Annotated in this window: 20 protein-coding genes; 14 read left to right on the top strand and 6 right to left on the bottom strand. The window is 55.6% G+C overall.

Going from position 1 to position 18,608, the window contains the following annotated elements:
* Positions 1-43 precede the first annotated feature (43 nt).
* Both BFV63_RS09790 and add read left to right on the top strand, forming a co-directional pair.
* A complete protein-coding gene (locus tag BFV63_RS09790) occupies positions 44-1,216 on the top strand; it encodes a MalY/PatB family protein (protein WP_048240905.1) in 1,173 nt (390 codons plus the stop codon).
* Between the two features lie 96 nt (positions 1,217-1,312).
* Positions 1,313-2,311: an adenosine deaminase gene (gene add, locus BFV63_RS09785; protein WP_015570661.1), complete on the top strand. Its 999-nt coding sequence runs from the start codon at positions 1,313-1,315 to the stop codon at positions 2,309-2,311.
* A 56-nt stretch (positions 2,312-2,367) separates the two neighbouring features.
* Here add and BFV63_RS09780 read toward each other — a convergent pair whose 3' ends face one another.
* Positions 2,368-3,408, bottom strand: coding sequence for an oxidoreductase (locus BFV63_RS09780; RefSeq protein ID WP_003857576.1), 1,041 nt, complete (start codon positions 3,406-3,408; stop codon positions 2,368-2,370).
* A gap of 239 nt (positions 3,409-3,647) precedes the next feature.
* Between BFV63_RS09780 and blr the strand changes: the two genes are divergently transcribed.
* The 12 genes from blr to gstA all read left to right on the top strand — a co-directional run bounded on the left by blr (position 3,648) and on the right by gstA (position 13,832).
* The gene (blr, locus tag BFV63_RS09775; RefSeq protein WP_151884424.1) at positions 3,648-3,773 is read left to right on the top strand and encodes a division septum protein Blr; all 126 of its coding nucleotides are present in this window, start codon (positions 3,648-3,650) and stop codon (positions 3,771-3,773) included.
* A 229-nt stretch (positions 3,774-4,002) separates the two neighbouring features.
* Complete coding sequence (gene ydgT, locus BFV63_RS09770) at positions 4,003-4,218, top strand: transcription modulator YdgT (protein ID WP_000217941.1); 216 nt, start codon at positions 4,003-4,005, stop codon at positions 4,216-4,218.
* Between the two features lie 85 nt (positions 4,219-4,303).
* Entirely contained in the window at positions 4,304-4,744 is a 441-nt protein-coding gene (locus tag BFV63_RS09765) for a DUF2569 domain-containing protein (protein WP_015570663.1), read from the top strand.
* Positions 4,745-4,820: 76 nt separating this feature from the next.
* Positions 4,821-5,402, top strand: a complete 582-nt coding sequence (gene rsxA, locus BFV63_RS09760; protein WP_003857582.1) for an electron transport complex subunit RsxA — start codon at positions 4,821-4,823, stop codon at positions 5,400-5,402.
* A complete protein-coding gene (gene rsxB, locus BFV63_RS09755; RefSeq protein WP_003857583.1) occupies positions 5,402-5,980 on the top strand; it encodes an electron transport complex subunit RsxB in 579 nt (192 codons plus the stop codon). Before rsxA ends, rsxB begins: the two co-directional genes overlap by 1 nt.
* Positions 5,973-7,994, top strand: a complete 2,022-nt coding sequence (rsxC, locus tag BFV63_RS09750) for an electron transport complex subunit RsxC (RefSeq protein WP_003857585.1) — start codon at positions 5,973-5,975, stop codon at positions 7,992-7,994. The genes rsxB and rsxC overlap by 8 nt, the downstream gene beginning before the upstream one ends.
* Positions 7,995-9,047 (top strand): electron transport complex subunit RsxD, encoded by a 1,053-nt coding sequence (gene rsxD / locus BFV63_RS09745; protein ID WP_003857588.1) that lies wholly within the window; start codon positions 7,995-7,997, stop codon positions 9,045-9,047.
* A gap of 10 nt (positions 9,048-9,057) precedes the next feature.
* Entirely contained in the window at positions 9,058-9,678 is a 621-nt protein-coding gene (rsxG, locus tag BFV63_RS09740; protein ID WP_048240907.1) for an electron transport complex subunit RsxG, read from the top strand.
* Positions 9,679-9,680: 2 nt separating this feature from the next.
* Positions 9,681-10,367 carry an electron transport complex subunit E gene (locus BFV63_RS09735; protein WP_003857592.1) on the top strand — a complete coding sequence of 229 codons (687 nt, stop codon included), beginning with the start codon at positions 9,681-9,683 and terminating at the stop codon, positions 10,365-10,367.
* The gene (gene nth / locus BFV63_RS09730) at positions 10,364-10,999 is read left to right on the top strand and encodes an endonuclease III (protein WP_003857594.1); all 636 of its coding nucleotides are present in this window, start codon (positions 10,364-10,366) and stop codon (positions 10,997-10,999) included. Before BFV63_RS09735 ends, nth begins: the two co-directional genes overlap by 4 nt.
* Before the next feature lie 613 nt (positions 11,000-11,612).
* Positions 11,613-13,121 carry a dipeptide/tripeptide permease DtpA gene (dtpA, locus tag BFV63_RS09725; RefSeq protein WP_003857596.1) on the top strand — a complete coding sequence of 503 codons (1,509 nt, stop codon included), beginning with the start codon at positions 11,613-11,615 and terminating at the stop codon, positions 13,119-13,121.
* Between the two features lie 105 nt (positions 13,122-13,226).
* Positions 13,227-13,832, top strand: coding sequence for a glutathione transferase GstA (gene gstA, locus BFV63_RS09720; RefSeq protein WP_003857598.1), 606 nt, complete (start codon positions 13,227-13,229; stop codon positions 13,830-13,832).
* Between the two features lie 90 nt (positions 13,833-13,922).
* On the opposite strand, the gene pdxY is transcribed toward gstA, so the two are convergent.
* From pdxY to anmK, 5 genes are all read right to left on the bottom strand, one after another.
* Positions 13,923-14,783 carry a pyridoxal kinase PdxY gene (pdxY, locus tag BFV63_RS09715; protein WP_048240908.1) on the bottom strand — a complete coding sequence of 287 codons (861 nt, stop codon included), beginning with the start codon at positions 14,781-14,783 and terminating at the stop codon, positions 13,923-13,925.
* Positions 14,784-14,849: 66 nt separating this feature from the next.
* A complete protein-coding gene (gene tyrS, locus BFV63_RS09710; protein ID WP_003857600.1) occupies positions 14,850-16,124 on the bottom strand; it encodes a tyrosine--tRNA ligase in 1,275 nt (424 codons plus the stop codon).
* Positions 16,125-16,249: 125 nt separating this feature from the next.
* Complete coding sequence (gene pdxH / locus BFV63_RS09705) at positions 16,250-16,906, bottom strand: pyridoxamine 5'-phosphate oxidase (protein WP_003857601.1); 657 nt, start codon at positions 16,904-16,906, stop codon at positions 16,250-16,252.
* Between the two features lie 57 nt (positions 16,907-16,963).
* Positions 16,964-17,287 (bottom strand): C-type lysozyme inhibitor, encoded by a 324-nt coding sequence (gene mliC, locus BFV63_RS09700; RefSeq protein ID WP_048240911.1) that lies wholly within the window; start codon positions 17,285-17,287, stop codon positions 16,964-16,966.
* 93 nt (positions 17,288-17,380) lie between these two features.
* Complete coding sequence (gene anmK / locus BFV63_RS09695) at positions 17,381-18,505, bottom strand: anhydro-N-acetylmuramic acid kinase (RefSeq protein WP_022650944.1); 1,125 nt, start codon at positions 18,503-18,505, stop codon at positions 17,381-17,383.
* Positions 18,506-18,608: the final 103 nt, after the last annotated feature.

The raw sequence follows: 18,608 nt of genomic DNA, 5'->3' as shown, positions 1-18,608 counted from the left end.
CCCCCCCTCGTCATGAGGGGGTTTTACTTTACGGAGCACCGTCATGTTTGATTTTTCAACCGTCGTGGATCGACACGGCACCTGGTGTACCCAGTGGGATTATGTCGCTGACCGTTTTGGCGCTGCCGACCTGCTGCCCTTCACCATCTCTGATATGGATTTCGCCACCGCCCCCTGCATTACCGATGCGCTGCACCAGCGAATAAACCACGGGGTGTTTGGTTACAGTCGCTGGAAAAATGACGAATTTCTGGCCGCCGTGGCGCACTGGTTCCGGCAACGCTTTAACAGTCAGATTGATACCGAAACCGTGGTGTATGGGCCGTCGGTCATTTATATGGTCTCGGAGCTGATCCGCCTCTGGTCCTCGCCTGGCGACGGCGTGGTGGTCCATACTCCGGCTTACGATGCCTTTTATAAAGCCATCGAAGGCAACCAGCGTACCGTTGTTTCCGTGCCGATGCAGAAAACAGCGCATGGCTGGGAGGGGGATATGGCCTCGCTGGAAGCGGCGCTGGCAAAACCGGAAAACAAGGTGTTGCTGCTGTGTAGCCCGCAAAACCCGACCGGAAAAGTCTGGACTCGGGAGGCGCTGACCACAATGGCGGCCCTGTGTGAACGTTATGGCGTAGCGGTGATCAGCGACGAAATTCATATGGACATGGTATGGGGCAAGCATCGTCATACCCCGTGGAATGAGGTTGCGCGCGGTAAATGGGCGCTGCTGACCTCGGGTTCCAAAAGCTTCAACATTCCGGCGCTGACGGGCGCCTGGGGGCTTATCGCCGATGACGCCAGCCGTAACGCCTATCTGAATGCATTAAAAGGTAGGGACGGACTCTCTTCCCCTTCCGTGCTGGCGCTGACCGCGCATATTGCTGCTTACCGACAGGGCGAACCCTGGCTGGACGCGCTGCGGACCTATCTCGAAGAGAATCTGCGGTATGTTGCTCGCGAATTAAACAGTGCATTTCCGACACTCAACTGGCAACCGCCAGAGGCAACCTATCTGGCCTGGGTCGATCTCAGCCCGCTTGGCATTGATGACAAGACGCTGCAAAACGTGCTGATTGAACAGCAAAAAGTGGCCATCATGCCGGGATATACCTATGGGGATGAAGGTAAAGGCTATGTGCGACTGAACGCTGGCTGTCAGCGTAGTAAGCTTGAACAGGGCGTTCAGCGCCTTATCGCTGGCATCAACACTCTGCTGTAAATCATTTGCGCAACGGAATATTCCCTTGCGCAAATAGCTTTTTACCCCGTTTTGTTTTTATAATATGGCGCACTTTAACCAGCAAAGAGTGCGACCATGATTGATACACGCCTGCCTTTAACTGATATTCACCGCCACCTCGACGGAAACATTCGTGCCCAAACCATTCTCGATCTTGGTCGCCAGTTCAATTTAACCCTCCCTGCCGAAACGCTTGAAACCCTGATCCCTCATGTTCAGGTCACGTCGAACGAACCGGATCTGGTGAGCTTTCTGAGCAAGCTCGACTGGGGCGTGAAGATGCTGGCCTCGGTCGATGCCTGTCGCCGTGTCGCCTTTGAAAACATCGAAGATGCCGCGCGCAACGGCCTGCACTATGTCGAACTGCGTTTCTCCCCGGGCTATATGGCGATGACCCACAATCTCCCCGTAGCGGGCGTGGTTGAAGCGGTCATTGAAGGCGTGCGTGAAGGCTGCAAAACCTTTGACGTTCAGGCGCGTTTGATCGGCATTATGAGCCGTACCTTCGGTGAAGCGGCCTGTCTTCAGGAGCTGGAAGCATTACTGGCGCATCGCGACCAGATCACCGCCATCGACCTGGCCGGTGACGAGCTGGGCTTCCCGGGCAGCCTGTTCCTGTCTCATTTCAACCGCGCACGTGATGCAGGATGGCATATTACCGTTCATGCAGGCGAAGCCGCGGGGCCGGAAAGCATCTGGCAGGCCATTCGTGAACTGGGTGCGGAACGTATTGGTCACGGCGTGAAAGCCATTGAAGATCGCGCGCTGATGGATTTCCTCGCCGAACAACGTATTGGAATCGAATCCTGCCTGACCTCCAATATTCAGACCAGTACAGTGGCATCGCTGGCGCAACACCCGCTGAAAACCTTCCTTGAACACGGGGTGCTGGCTTCACTGAACACGGACGATCCGGCGGTTCAGGGCGTGGATATTATTCACGAATACAACATCGCCGCGCCGCAGGCCGGGCTGAGCCGCGAGCAGATCCGTCAGGCGCAAATCAACGGGCTGGAGATCGCCTTCCTGACGCCTGAAGAGAAACAGGCGCTGCGCGATAAAGTTGCTCAGTAGTCCTCTTTACTGCCGGGTGGCGCTGCGCTTACCCGGCCTACGAAAGCGTTTGGCACTTATGCCAGACAGAGCGTTGCGCGATGTTTGGCAGATTCAATCCCCAGCTCAATGAGCTCCATAATCTGGATTGCCTGGCTTGCGGGAACCGGATTTTCACCTGAACCGTTCAGCGCGTCACGAATGGCGGCGTAATACGCCGGATAGTTCCCCGGCAGGGTCAATACCGTCTCTTCAACCAGCGCCTCACCCTCCGCACGCGTCACCACCCCGTCGCGCATGTCGTAGCCCCAGTCCTCCTGCGGTAAGCGTTCGCCATTTTTGAGGCGCTCTTCCTGCGGATCCAGGCCGAACTTCACATAGCTGCCGCGCGCCCCATGAATGATATAGCGGGCCGATTCCGCCGCCGCAAGCATTGTCCCGTGCAGCACAATGCGCCGCTGCGGATAACTCAAAATGGCATGGAAATAGTCGGTGGTCTGCGCCCCCGGCCTGAGCTGCGCTAAATCGACCGTCATGCTTACGGGCAGACCAAACAGATGAACGGCCTGATCGAGAAGATGCGGCGCTAAGTCATACCAGATGCCGCTGCCCGGTCCCGCCTGCTCGCGCCAGCGATCTCGCACCTGCGGACGATAACGATCGAAGTGCGACTCAAAAAAGGCAATTTCGCCGAGCGTGCCTTCGTTGAGCAGCGCTTTGACCGTCAGGAAATCGCTGTCCCAGCGCCGGTTGTGAAAGACCGATAATAACCGACCCAGACTTCGCGCCAGCGCATCCAGCTCGCGCGCCTGTGACAACGTCACGGTGAAGGGCTTATCGACAACAACATGTTTGCCTGCCTCCAGCGCCGCTTTCGCCAGGGGGAAATGAGTGTCGTTAGGGGTAGGAATGACAATAAGGTCAATATTAGGATCGTTAAACAGATGCTTAGGCTCCGTTACCACCGGCACAGCTGGCCAGTCGGCGCGGACCTTAGTCTCATCGCTGCTTGTGATGGCCGCCAGTTCCATTCCCGGCGTGCCGGCAACCAGCGGTGCATGAAAGGTTTTGCTTGCGTACCCGTAGCCAATAAGACCGACGCGGATGTTTTCACTCATCGTTTGCCCCCTCGCTGTGCGCTTATTTATCACTGGCCTTGTGCTTAACGCACACATTAATAATGTGCCCTGTGAGTTAAAATAGCATCTCACGACAGCGTTTTTTGTTACCTCGCATTAAAGTGCGCATAGGGGGCCGGGGAATCGTTCCCAAAGCGCTTGCTCTGAAGAAAAGGGCGCTGTAACATTTGTAATCTGTATTTATGGATAAATTACAAACACAAATTATGACGTCAATAATTAATCGAATCATTGAATTAGCGGGATGGATTGTCCTTGGGGTTTCAGTCGTGTTGCTCGGCATTGCCAGCCATATCGATAACTACCAGCCGCCGGAGCCTGTGACTGTCGCACAACAAAAGTAAGCCGTGTCGTCATAAAGCGTGACACATTACGTCATGGAACATATTGCCAGCCGTAATGAACGGGGTTACCCTTCTCTTTCAGGCATCTCATGATGCCTGATTCTTCGCAAAGAAAACTCCTAATTTCGTCGCGTTACCCGAGTGGACAGTTTACGTCTTTATTAATCCGTTTATTATTCGAACGCATTACCTTTATGGGTATTACCCTTTTTTATGGAAACTTATTAATATGACAGTTCAGGACTATTTATTAAAATTTCGCAAGATCAATTCCCTTGAAAGCCTGGAAAAACTGTTTGACCATCTGAACTACACGCTGTCGGATAATCAGGACATCATCAATATGTACCGCGCTGCTGACCATCGTCGCGCCGAACTGGTCTCTGGCGGTCGTCTGTTCAATGTGGGGGAAGTGCCTAAATCCGTATGGCGTTACGTTGTATAAGAAAGTAGCCTTCGGCGTGAAATGTTATATACTCTCCGCCCTGCAAATTTCTGTATAACATTTCGCGCAGACTATGGGAGAGCGTATGACCGCATTGCCTGGAGAGAGAATTGGGGGCTGGTTAATCGCCCCGCTGGCATGGCTGCTGGTGGCATTATTAAGCGCTTCACTGGCGCTGTTGCTTTACACCACCGCACTGGTTACGCCTCATGCTATCCAGACACTGATGTCCCAGAGTGCGCTCAATATTGCGACGTGGTTTGTGTCGTTCGTTTTCGCGATCGCGATGTGGTACTACACGCTGTGGCTGACTATCGCCTTCTTCAAACGCCGCAAAAGCGTGCCAAAACATTACATTATCTGGCTGCTGGTCTCCGTGCTGCTGGCTGTCAAAGCGTTCGCTTTCTCGCCTGTGTCTGACGCGCTGGCGGTTCGCCAGTTACTGTTTCCGCTACTGGCGACGGCGCTTCTGGTCCCTTATTTCAAGCGTTCGACGCGCGTTAAGAAGACCTTTGTCAACCCGTAATAACCTTACAGTTAACCTGTTGTGGCCTGTTGTCGTTTATCCGATAATAGGCGGCTATTTTATTTCAGGCTAAATAATGACCGATTACTTACTGCTCTTTGTCGGAACTGTGCTGGTGAATAACTTCGTACTGGTGAAGTTCCTTGGCCTGTGCCCGTTTATGGGCGTCTCCAAAAAGCTGGAGACGGCAATGGGCATGGGGCTGGCAACCACCTTCGTGATGACGATGGCCTCCATTTGCGCATGGCTGATTGATACCTGGATCCTAATCCCGCTCGACATGCTCTACCTGCGCACTTTGGCCTTTATTCTGGTCATTGCGGTCGTGGTGCAATTTACCGAAATGGTGGTGCGGAAAACCAGCCCTGCCCTGTATCGCCTGTTGGGTATTTTTCTGCCCCTCATCACCACTAACTGTGCGGTGCTGGGCGTGGCGCTACTGAATATCAACCTTGGGCATAATTTCCTGCAATCGGCGCTGTATGGTTTTTCCGCCGCGGTCGGTTTTTCTTTTGTTATGGTCCTGTTCGCCTCGATTCGCGAGCGTCTGGCCGCGGCGGATATTCCCGCGCCGTTTCGCGGTAACGCCATCGCTCTGGTGACCGCAGGTTTAATGTCTCTGGCCTTTATGGGCTTTAGTGGTCTGGTGAAGTTGTAATGAGTGCTATCTGGATTGCCATCGCGTCCATCAGCGTGCTGGGACTCGTCTTTGGCATCATTCTGGGTTACGCCTCCCGCCGGTTTGCGGTGGAGGACGATCCGGTGGTTGAAAAAATTGATGAACTTTTACCCCAGAGCCAGTGCGGGCAGTGCGGCTACCCTGGCTGCCGCCCTTACGCTGAGGCGGTGGGCGTGCAGGGAGAAAAGATCAACCGCTGCGCGCCGGGTGGCGAAGCGGTCATGCTTAAAATAGCTGCCCTGCTGAACGTCGATCCCCAGCCTGTCGACGGCGATGAACAGGCCCAGGAGCCTGTTCGTGCCCTTGCTGTTATCGACGAAGCCAACTGCATTGGCTGCACAAAATGTATTCAGGCGTGTCCTGTTGACGCCATTGTGGGCGCAACGCGCGCGATGCATACCGTTGTGGCGGATCTGTGCACCGGCTGTAATCTCTGCGTGGCGCCCTGCCCGACGCAGTGTATAGAACTGCGCCCGGTTGAAACGACTACCGAAAACTGGAAGTGGGACCTTCAGACCATTCCGGTTCGCAATATTCCTGTGGAACAACATGCTTAAGTTATTTTCTGCCTTCAGAAAAGAGAAGATCTGGGATTTCGACGGCGGCATTCATCCGCCTGAGATGAAATCGCAGTCTAACGGCACGCCGCTGCGCCAGATCCCGCTGGCGACCCGTTACGTTATGCCCCTGAAACAGCATATCGGCGCGGAAGGCGAATTGTGCGTGAAAGAAGGCGATAGCGTTCTTCGCGGCCAGCCGCTGACCTTTGGTCGCGGACGGATGTTGCCGATACATGCCCCGACTTCCGGTAAGGTGGTGGCTGTTGCCCCCCATACCGTTGCCCATCCGTCGGCGTTGTCTGAGCTGAGCGTGATCATTGAAGCCGATGGTGAAGACCGCTGGATCGAGCGTGACGGCTGGAGCGACTACCGTTCCCACAGCCGTGAAGCGCTGATTGAACGCATTCATCAGTTCGGCGTGGCGGGTCTGGGGGGCGCAGGCTTCCCGACCGGCGCTAAGCTTCACGGCGGCGGCGATAAAATCGAAACGCTGATCATCAACGCCGCCGAGTGCGAACCGTACATCACCGCCGATGACCGTCTGATGCAGGACTGTGCCGCGCAGGTGGTGGAAGGTATTCGCATTCTTGCGCATATCCTGCAACCCCGCGAAGTGCTGATCGGTATTGAGGACAATAAACCGCAGGCCATTTCGATGCTGCGTGCGGTACTGGCGGACAGCCATGATATCGCCCTGCGCGTGATCCCGACCAAATATCCGTCCGGCGGGGCAAAACAGCTGACGCAGATCCTGACCGGCAAACAGGTCCCCCACGGAGGCCGTTCGTCCGACATCGGCGTGCTGATGCAAAACGTGGGGACCGCCTACGCGGTGAAACGTGCGGTGATTGACGGCGAGCCATTGACCGAGCGCGTCGTCACGCTGACCGGCGAGTCCGTCTCCCGTCCCGGCAACATCTGGGCGCGTCTGGGTACGCCGGTGCGTCATCTGCTGGAACAGGCTGGCTTCTGCCCGGGTAGCGATCAACTGGTCATTATGGGCGGCCCGCTGATGGGCTTTACCCTGCCGTGGCTTGATGTGCCGGTGGTGAAGATTACCAACTGCCTGCTCGCCCCTTCCCTGACGGAGATGGGCGAAACGCAGGAAGAGAAAGGTTGCATACGCTGTAGCGCCTGTGCGGACGCATGCCCGGCAGATTTACTGCCGCAGCAGTTGTATTGGTACAGCAAAGGCCAGCTGCACGATAAAGCCCAGGCGCATAACCTGGCTGACTGTATTGAATGCGGTGCCTGCGCCTGGGTCTGCCCAAGCAATATTCCGCTGGTGCAGTATTTCCGTCAGGAGAAAGCTGAAATCTACGCCATCTCCATGGAAGAAAAACGTGCCGCTGAAGCGAAGGCCCGCTTTGAAGCGCGCCAGGCGCGACTGGAGCGCGAGAAACAAGCCCGTCAGGAACGCCATAAGCAGGCTGCCGTGCAGCCTGCGGCGAAAGATCAGGATGCCATTAACGCAGCCCTGGCCCGCGTGCGCGAGAAGAAAGCCACCGCCGCCCAGACGGTTGTGATCGCTCCGGGAGAAAAACCGGACAACAGCGAAGCGATTGCAGCCCGCGAAGCGCGGAAAGCCGAAGCACGCGCGCGTCAGGCGGAGAAAGCGCAAAACGCCAAACCGGAAGCCGACATCGACCCGCGTAAAGCGGCGGTGGAAGCGGCTATTGCCAGGGCAAAAGCCCGCAAAGCCGGTCAGCAGACAGTGGTGGTTGAACAGGAAGCGACGGATCCGCGCAAGGCGGCCGTTGAAGCCGCTATCGCCCGCGCCAAAGCACGTAAAGCGGCACAGCTACAACCTGCCGAAGAGAGTGAAGCCCCTGTCGATCCGCGTAAAGCCGCCGTTGAAGCGGCCATCGCCCGTGCCAAAGCACGAAAAGCGGCACAGCAGGACGAACTGCCTGCGGCCGCTAATGACGATCCACGCAAAGCCGCAGTCGCCGCCGCGATTGCGCGCGTTCAGGCAAAGAAAGCCGCGCAGCAAGCCGTTAACGAGGATTAAATGGTTTTCAGAATTGCAAGTTCCCCTTATACCCATAACCAGCGCCAGACATCGCGTATTATGATGCTGGTGTGCCTGGCCGCGCTGCCAGGTATTGCCGTACAGTGTTGGTTTTTCGGCTGGGGTACGCTTTTCCAGTTAGTTCTGGGTTGCGCCAGTGCCGTCGCAGCGGAAGCCGCGATCCTGAAGCTGCGCAAAATGGAGGTGACTCGCATCCTGAGCGATAACTCCGCCCTGTTGACCGGCCTGTTGCTGGCCATCAGCATTCCCCCGTTCGCCCCGTGGTGGATGGTGGTATTGGGAACGGTGTTTGCGGTGATCATCGCCAAGCAGCTGTACGGCGGGCTGGGCCATAACCCGTTTAACCCGGCGATGATTGGCTACGTAGTACTGCTGATCTCCTTCCCGGTACAGATGACCAGCTGGCTGCCGCCGCATGAGATCGCCGCCACGGTGCCCGGCTTTATGGATGCCCTGCACGTTATCTTTACCGGCCACACCGCGCTGGGCGCAGATATGAACGCGCTTCGCATGGGCGTGGACGGCATCAGTCAGGCCACTCCGCTCGATACCTTCAAAACCTCCCTGCGTGCCGGACAGAGCGTGGAGCAGGTGATGAAATCGTCTATTTACAGCGGCGTACTGGCAGGTGCTGGCTGGCAGTGGGTCAATCTGGCCTACCTGTTGGGTGGCGCGTTCCTGCTGCAACAGAAGGCGATCCGCTGGCATATTCCGGTGAGCTTCCTGGTGACGCTGGCCGTCTGCTCGACGCTCGGCTGGGTTATCTCACCTGAGTCACTGGCCAGCCCGCAGCTCCATCTGCTCTCCGGCGCGACCATGCTCGGGGCATTCTTTATTCTGACCGATCCGGTCACCGCCTCTACCACCAACCGTGGTCGACTGATTTTCGGCGCGCTGGCAGGCTTGCTGGTCTGGCTTATTCGCAGCTTTGGCGGCTATCCGGACGGCGTGGCATTTGCCGTGCTGCTGGCTAACATCACCGTTCCGCTCATCGACTACTACACGCGTCCACGCGTGTACGGTCATCGCTAAGGGTCGCGCCATGCTAAAGACAATGCAAAAACACGGCGTCACGCTGGCGATCTTCGCCGCCGCCCTCACCGGGCTGACCGCGCTGGTAAATGAACTGACGAAAACCACCATTGCAGAGCAGGCAATGAAGCAGCAAAAAGCGCTGTTCGATCAGGTGATCCCATCCGATCTCTACGATAATGACCTGCAAAAAAGCTGCTTTGTCGTGCAGGCTCCGCAGCTTGGTAAAGGACCCCATCGCGTTTATATTGCCCGCAAGGGCGATAACCCCGTGGGCGCCGTCATGGAAGCCTCCGCGCCGGACGGTTACTCCGGTGCGATTCAGCTGCTGGTGGGCAGCGATTTTTCCGGCACCGTACTGGGTACGCGCGTGACGGAGCATCACGAAACACCGGGCCTTGGCGACAAAATTGAAACACGCTTAAGCGACTGGATCTTACACTTCGCCGGAAAGATGATTCATGGCGAGGACGATCCTGCTTTCGCGGTGAAAAAAGATGGCGGCGAATTTGACCAGTTCACGGGCGCCACGATTACTCCGCGCGCGGTGGTCAACGCCGTAAAGCGCGCCGGGCTGTATGCCGAAACGCTGCCCGCGCAGATCAATCATCTTTCCACCTGTGAGGAGTGACCATGAGCCAGGTTAAAGAGGTTATCGTCCAGGGTCTCTGGAAGAACAACTCCGCGCTGGTGCAGCTGCTGGGGCTATGTCCGCTGCTGGCGGTGACGTCTACCGCCACCAACGCGCTCGGGCTGGGGCTGGCGACCACGCTGGTGCTGACCCTGACTAACTTTTCCATTTCTGTTTTGCGCCGCTGGACGCCGTCAGAAATCCGTATTCCGATTTATGTCATGATCATTGCGTCGGTGGTCAGCGTCGTGCAAATGCTGATTAACGCCTACGCATTTGGCCTGTACCAGTCGCTCGGGATCTTCATTCCGCTTATCGTGACTAACTGTATTGTCGTAGGCCGCGCTGAAGCCTTCGCGGTGAAAAACAATCCGGCCATATCCGCGCTGGATGGGTTTTCCATCGGCATGGGCGCGACTGCCGCCATGTTCGTCCTCGGCTCTCTGCGTGAAATTTTGGGCAACGGTACGCTCTTCGACGGTGCGGACGCGCTGCTTGGCGGCTGGGCGAAGTCGCTGCGTATTGAGGTGTTCCATACGGACACCCCGTTCCTGCTGGCCATGCTACCTCCTGGCGCCTTCATTGGCCTTGGGATGATGCTGGCGTTAAAATACCTGATTGATGAAAAACGTAAACGCCGCGCCGCTGAACGCAGCGTACAGGAAGGGATCCCCGAGAAAGCAGTATGAATAAAGAGAAACGCATTGCGATCCTGACGCGCCTGCGCGATGAGAATCCTCATCCAACGACAGAGCTGAACTTTAACTCGCCGTTTGAACTGTTGATCGCGGTGCTGCTCTCTGCACAGGCGACGGACGTGAGCGTCAATAAAGCCACTGCCCTGCTCTACCCTGTCGCCAATACGCCGCAGGCCATGCTGGAGCTGGGCGTTGAAGGTGTGAAATCCTATATCAAGACCATTGGCCTGTTTAACAGCAAGGCCGAAAACGTCATTAAGACCTGCCGGATCCTGCTGGAGAAGCACGGCGGTGAAGTCCCGGAAGATCGCGCCGCGCTGGAAGCGTTGCCGGGCGTCGGGCGTAAAACGGCAAATGTGGTGCTGAACACGGCGTTTGGCTGGCCGACCATCGCCGTAGATACCCATATCTTCCGCGTCTCAAATCGCACCCGTTTCGCGCCGGGTAAAAACGTGGAAGAGGTTGAAGAGAAGCTGTTAAAAGTCGTTCCTGCGGAATTTAAGGTGGACTGCCACCACTGGCTGATCCTGCACGGCCGGTATACCTGTATTGCCCGTAAGCCACGCTGCGGTTCCTGCATTATCGAAGATCTCTGCGAATACAAAGAAAAAGTCTATCCCTGAGCGTAAACCACCTTACTTCTTACCTGTTCAAGCCCTTAGAATTAACAAGGGCTCTGATATCTTCTCATGTGACCATAAATTGCCCTCTTTTTCTCCTTTACGCATTGTCGATTCTTCGGTCATTTAACACTCAAACAGGTTAATAGTTTTTTCATCACCAAAAATTTCTATACATCTGTGATCGCGATCACTCTGATAACCTGATGTTGGATTTTTGTTGTTAAAACCCGCCCAACCCCTTTGTCAGACAAGATTTCGTCTATTCAACACCGCACATAAGACCAGTCATTTTTCAGAACATGGGCTATATCACTGCCAATCACCCGAAATAGCAGAACATATCGCCATACAGCCATTAAACAGGGTCGCTCACAGTCAAAAAAACCACTAATTTTCAACCAATGAAATTTAAAGCTGCATAACATTTGCGTGAACCGATGATTATACCGCCAGAGTTATATGTAACAGATTATTACAAACGTATTGCCAGATGGGGCTGGATAGTGAACATTACCCGCCGTTTCCCCTCCCAATATAACTATAAAGCGGATGGACTACGGTCATCACGCTATGAACACCCCCGTTAATATGGGATGTAAAAAAAGAGGTATATGTGTCTACTGCAAACAATAAACCAACAGATGAGAGCGTAAGTCTTAACGCTTTCAAACAGCCTAAAGCGTTCTATCTCATTTTCTCTATCGAATTATGGGAACGTTTTGGCTACTACGGCCTGCAAGGGATCATGGCGGTTTACCTGGTTAAACAGCTGGGTATGTCTGAAGCCGATTCCATCACGCTATTCTCTTCCTTCAGCGCCCTGGTGTATGGCCTCGTCGCTATCGGCGGCTGGTTAGGCGATAAAGTCCTCGGTACTAAACGAGTCATTATGCTGGGCGCCGTTGTTCTGGCGATTGGCTATGGGCTGGTTGCCTGGTCCGGGCACGATGCAGGTGTGGTTTACATGGGCATGGCTACCATCGCGGTAGGTAACGGCCTCTTCAAGGCGAACCCATCTTCCCTGCTCTCTACCTGCTACAGCAAAGATGACCCACGTCTGGACGGTGCATTTACCATGTACTACATGTCCATCAACATCGGCTCCTTCTTCTCTATGCTGGCAACCCCATGGCTGGCCGCAAAATTCGGCTGGAGCGTAGCGTTTGCGCTGAGCTTCGTGGGTATGCTGATCACCGTTGTGAACTTCCTGTTCTGCCGTAGCTGGGTTAAAGACTATGGTTCAAAACCAGACTTCGAACCCGTGCACATGGGCAAACTGCTGGCAACCATCGTCGGCATCGTGATCCTGGCCGCTGTCGCCACCTGGCTGCTGCATAACCAGGGCGTTGCACGTGCCGTACTGGGCGTGGTTGCGCTGGGTATCGTGATTATCTTCGCGAAAGAAGCCTTCGCGATGCAGGGTGCGGCACGTCGTAAGATGATTGTGGCGTTCATTCTGATGCTGGAAGCAATCATCTTCTTCGTTCTGTACAGCCAGATGCCAACGTCTCTGAACTTCTTCGCTATCCGCAACGTTGAGCACTCCATCCTCGGTATCGCGTTCGAGCCGGAGCAGTATCAGGCCCTGAACCCGTTCTGGATCATGATTGGTAGCCCGATTCTGGCCGCTATCTATAACAAGATGGGCGACCGTCTGCCTATGCCGCACAAGTTCGCTATCGGTATGGTGCTGTGCTCTGGCGCATTCCTGGTGCTGCCGCTGGGGACGAAATTCGCGACCGACGCGGGTATCGTGTCTGTAAACTGGCTGATCCTGAGCTATGCGCTGCAATCCATCGGTGAACTGATGATCTCCGGTCTGGGCCTGGCGATGGTTGCGCAGCTGGTCCCTCAGCGTCTGATGGGCTTCATCATGGGTAGCTGGTTCCTGACTACCGCTGGCGCGGCCATCATCGCAGGTAAGATTGCGAACCTGATGGCGGTACCAGACAACGTTACCGACCCGCTGGTTTCCCTGAATGTCTACGGCACCGTGTTCATGCAAATTGGTATCGCGACCGCCGTGATTGCCGTACTGATGCTGCTGACCGCACCTAAACTGAATCGTATGACGCAGGACGACGACAAATCCGCTAAAGCGATTAAAACCGCGAACGCGTAATGTCATCGGGAAACGACTGAACAGAAGCCGCTAATTGATTAGCGGCTTTTTTTTTATCCGAACGCGCACTAACATAGCTGGAACCTCAGCAAAAAGGAGTTACCGATGAAACTGTTCTATAAACCGGGCGCCTGCTCTCTTGCTTCCCATATTACGCTTCGCGAGAGCGGTAAAGATTTCACGCTGGACGGCGTTGACCTGATGAAAAAGCGCCTGGAAAACGGGGATGACTTTTTTGCGATTAACCCAAAAGGGCAGGTTCCGGCCCTGCTGCTGGATGATGGCACCCTGCTGACCGAAGGGGTGGCGATTATGCAATTCCTGGCGGACAACGTACCGGATCGTCAGCTCCTTGCCCCCACCGGCAGCATTGCGCGTTATAAGACGCTGGAGTGGCTGAACTATATTGCCACCGAACTGCACAAAGGCTTTACGCCCCTGTTCCGCCCGGACACGCCAGAAGAGTACAAACCTACCGTGCGCGCGCTGCTGGAGAAAAAGTTGCAGTACGTTAACGACGCGCTGAAAGACGACCAGTGGATCTGTGGCTCGCGTTTCACTATCGCCGATGCCTATCTGTTTACCGTTCTGCGCTGGGCGCGCGCGGTTAAGTTGAACATGGAAGGATTAGACCATGTCGCCTCGTATATGACGCGCGTGGCGGAGCGTCCTGCGGTGGCGGCGGCGCTGAAAGCGGAAGGGTTGAATTAACGGAGCGGCCTGGGGAGCCGGGTGGCGCTGACGCTTACCCGGCCTACAAATTCCGTAGGCCCGTGCAAGCGCAGCGCCGCCGGGCAGTGTCTATAGCTGCGTTGCGCTAAAATAGTGCTCCGGCTTCGCGATGCGATCCTGTGCCGCGACGACCTGGAGCTCATATTCCTGCATCGTCTTCGTCGCAATCATGATTTCATAAACGGCTGCGGTGACGTGCTCCAGCGCATCGCGCAGGCTCGCGCCCTGCAATAGCTTCACCAGCAGCAAACCGCTGGTCACGTCCCCGACCCCGACAGGCTGACGTGCACCGAAATCCACCAGCGGTCGACTGATATGCCAGGCTTCATCCTTCGTCACCAGCAGCTTCTCAAAACGGTCCTGGCTCAACCCTGCGCGTGCCAGGTGTTTCACCAGTACAATCTCTGGCCCCTGGGCGATCAGCTCGCGAGAGGCGCTTACAGCCTCTTCTACGCTGTTAACCGGATGCTCGCTGAGGATCTCCAGTTCAATCAGGTTGGGGGCAATAATATCGCTGGCGGGCAATGCATGACGGACATGAAACTCCGCAACGCCCGGCGCTACGATGCAGCCTTTTTCAGGATGTCCCATCACCGGATCGCAGAAATATTTCGCCGCGGGGTTTGCCGCTTTCACCTGGCGCACAATGCCGAGGATATGTTCCCCCTGCTCCGCCGATCCCAGATAGCCGCTCAGTACGGCATCGCAGCGTTTAAGCTGGTCGATATCCGCAATCCCCTGAACGACTTCCGTCAGATGCGACGGCGGCATCACGCAGCCGGTCCATTTACCGTACTGGGTGTGATTCGAAAACTGGACGGTATTGAGGGGCCAGACGTTAACGCCGAGGCGGCGCATCGGGAATTCCGCAGCGCTGTTGCCAGCATGTCCAAACACAACGTGGGACTGAATGGCGAGGATGTTCTTCATGTTGTACTTACCAAACCCTGTCAAAACAAAAGGGGCGTGGTTTCCCACGCCCCTGCATACTTTTAATTACTTCCAGCAGACCAGGCAGTAATTTTTCTTACCGCGACGCAGTAGCGTGTAGCGACCATAGAGACGGTCGTTCTCGGTAAAGGTGTATTCCGGATCGGCCTGTTTTTCGCCATTAATGGTGATCGCGTTAGAGGCGATGGTTTTACGCGCCTGACCGCGAGACGGCTGGAGCTCGGAGTCCACCAGCGCCTGCATCAGATCGGCGCCTTTTTCCATCTCCACCATCGGTACGCCATCCTGCGCCAGCTGTTCGAAATCCGCTTCGCTTAAATCGCTCAGGGTCCCGTTAAACAGGCTCGCCGTAATGCGTTTCGCCGCCGCCAGACCTTCTTCGCCGTGAACCAGTTTGGTTACTTCGTCCGCCAGCACGTACTGGGCGCGTGGTGCTTTACCGCTGTTCTTGTCTTCTTCTTCCAGCGCATTGATTTCTTCGATATCCATAAAGGTGAAGAACTTCAGGAAGCGATAAACGTCGGCATCCGCCGTGTTGATCCAGAACTGGTAGAATTTATACGGGCTGGTTTTCTTCGGATCCAGCCATACCGCGCCGCCTTCGGTCTTACCGAACTTGGTACCGTCTGCTTTGGTGATCAACGGCACGGTCAGACCAAACACCTGATTCTGGTGGAGGCGACGGGTCAGATCGATACCGGAGGTGATGTTACCCCACTGGTCGGAACCGCCAATTTGCAGAGATACGCCGTGCAGCTTGTTCAGGCAGGCAAAGTCATACCCCTGCAACAGGTTGTAAGAGAACTCGGTGAAAGAGATACCTTGGTCGTCACGGTTAAGACGCTGCTTCACTGCTTCTTTGTTAATCATCTGGTTAACAGAGAAGTGTTTGCCGATGTCACGCAGGAACGTCAGCACGTTCATGCCACCAAACCAGTCGTAGTTGTTCGCCGCAATCGCAGAGTTCTCACCGCAGTCGAAATCCAGGAATGGTGCAACCTGTTTACGGATCTTATCCACCCACTCCTGCACGGTATCTTCGGTATTCAGCTTACGCTCAGCGGCTTTGAAACTTGGGTCGCCAATCAGACCGGTCGCGCCGCCAACCAGAGCGACAGGCTTATGGCCGGCCATCTGGAAGCGTTTCAGGCATAACAATGGAACAAGATGCCCCAAATGCAAGCTGTCAGCGGTGGGATCGAAGCCGCAATAGAGCGCGATCGGGCCTTGCGCCAGTCGCTCTGCTAACGCTTCCTCGTCCGTCACCTGGGCCACGAGGCCCCGCTCTTGCAATTGTTTAATCAAGTTACTGCTTGCCATCAAATTCTCCATGTATAAACGACTGCACCTTTGCCGGTACACGACTTTTCGCCTGATGCGAAAGGACCATAGAATAAAGCGCCAGCGCGGTGTGCGCTAGCGCTTAAATCAACAAATTTTGGGGATTACGGTGCCAGTCTGTCGATTTTCCAGCCACCGTTGTCGCGCTGGTATAAAAAGCGGTCGTGGAGACGGTGTTCACCGCCCTGCCAGAATTCCATCTGCTCAATGGGGATGCGGAACCCGCCCCAGAAACTCGGCAGCGGTACTTCACCCTGCTGAAACTTTTGTTTGAGTTCGAGGAATTTACTCTCCAGCACGCCGCGGGCTGAGATTCGGCTGGACTGTTTAGAGACCCAGGCACCGATCTGACTGTCGCGCGGGCGGCTGTGGAAATATTTCACCACTTCGAGCGTAGAGAGGCGCTCCGCCTTGCCGGTAACCATCACCTGGCGCTCAAGCATATGCCACGGGAAGAGCAGGCTAATACGCGGATTATTTTCAAGGTGATGCGCTTTACGACTGCCCAGGTTGGTGTAGAACACCAGCCCTTTCTCGTCATAATGCTTGAGAAGAACGATGCGTTGATACGGCTGACCATTTTCATCAACCGTGGCAACAACCATCGCGGTCGGGTCGGCCAGTTTCGCTTCGCAGGCCTGCTTCAGCCAGCGTTCAAAAAGCACCAGCGGTTCGGCGGGAAGATCCTGGCGTCGCAGACCGCCTTTGGTGTATTCACGGCGCAGATGCGCAATTTGCTGTAGTTCGTCGTTATCTGACATGGCGTTAGCTGAAAGTGAGATTGGGTGGCGCTATTGTGCGCGCCCCCTTCAAAAATCTCAACGCTTCGGATTTTGAAGCTGACAATTGTTCAGCACAATGTGGTCACGCTTGTAGACGGTGGCGCTGTCGCCTTTCGACCAGAAGACGTAGATCCCGTCTGAGTAGCGCGCACCGGAGGCCGACATTCCCTGCTTCAGCGTCAACAACTTATTGTCATAAACAAAGCTGGCTTCCTGACGCGGGTTGTTCAGCTTCACCGTCAGCGGTTTTTCATCACAACGATATTCCAGCGTATCGGTTTGCATACGCTCAACGAACTGGTTATAGACGCTGCATCCGGTCATAAGAAAAGGTACAGCAATGAGAAGAAGTTTTTTCATGGGCAGATTCCGAAGACTATCCTGGTCCTGGAGGGCCTAACCGCCCTCCTGTTTTTCCCTATTTTACGGGTTACGCCTCCCGCTGAATTTCAGTTAACTCTGATTATGGCGCGGGTTTGCGGGGAAAATGGCCCCGAGGACGCTCGCCTCCCGCGCACCGGTTACGGAGGGTAAATTACCCGGCAGACCGGCAACCGTACGCCAGGCAAGCCAGGCGAAGGCCAGCGCTTCCATATCGTCTCCGCTGATCCCGGCTTCATCAGTGGTCGTGACTTCGGTGCCCGGCAGCAAGGCGGCGAGGCGTGCCATCACCAGCGGGTTTCGGCTTCCGCCTCCGCATACCAGCAAGCGCTCACACCCGCCGCTCAGCAACACCTGTTCAGAGATCGACACCGCGGTGAGCTCCGTCAGCGTAGCCTGAACATCCTGAGGCGCAAGGCCGGGGAAGCGCGCCAGCTGACGTTCAAGCCAGCCGTAGTTGAAATATTCCCGCCCCGTGCTTTTTGGCGCAGGCAGAGCAAAGAAAGGATCGCTTAACAGGGTTTGCAGCAAGGGAAGGATCACTTTCCCCTGGCTGGCCCACTGCGCGTCTTTGTCATAGGCTTTACCGCTCTGACGCCAGATCCAGGCATCCATCAGCATATTACCGGGTCCGGTATCGTACCCCCGCACGGGTTGCCCGGGAATAAGCATCGACAGGTTGGCGATCCCGCCGATGTTCAGGACCATCCTGCGCTCTACCGGGTGCGCCAGCAGCGCCTGATGAAATGCCGGAACCAGCGGCGCCCCCTGCCCGCCGAGGGCCATATCACGACGACGGAAATCACCCACCACCGTTACGCCGGTTTTTGCCACAATCTGGTTGTTATCGCCAATTTGCATCGTGTGCGGCGCCTCGCCGACAGGTTCATGCCAGACGGTCTGCCCATGGCAGCCTATTGCCACGATGTCCTGTGGGTGGAGTCTTTCCTGCTGCATCAGGGCCAGTACCGCATCAGCAAACAGCGCCCCCAGACGCACATCCAGTTGGCCCAGTTGGGAAAGCGTCAGCTGTTGCCCCTGGCAGATGTTCAGGATCTCTTCTTTTAACGAGACCGGAATTGGCCAGGTCAGGCTTGCCTGCTGCGCCACCATGTTTTCATCAATGGCGGCCAGAACGACATCCACACCGTCAAGACTGGTACCAGACATCACACCGATATAGCGACCCGATTTCATGCGCTTTCCTTACGTTACATGGGCTAAGTGCAAACACTCCATCATAAATAACGCGGCTTTGCTATGCGGTGATAATAATTTTTAACAATCTCAGACCTGTAGC

This window comes from Enterobacter hormaechei subsp. xiangfangensis (genome assembly GCF_001729785.1).
GTDB classification, from domain to species: domain Bacteria; phylum Pseudomonadota; class Gammaproteobacteria; order Enterobacterales; family Enterobacteriaceae; genus Enterobacter; species Enterobacter hormaechei_C.
This window is presented reverse-complemented; position numbering and strand designations above follow the sequence as displayed.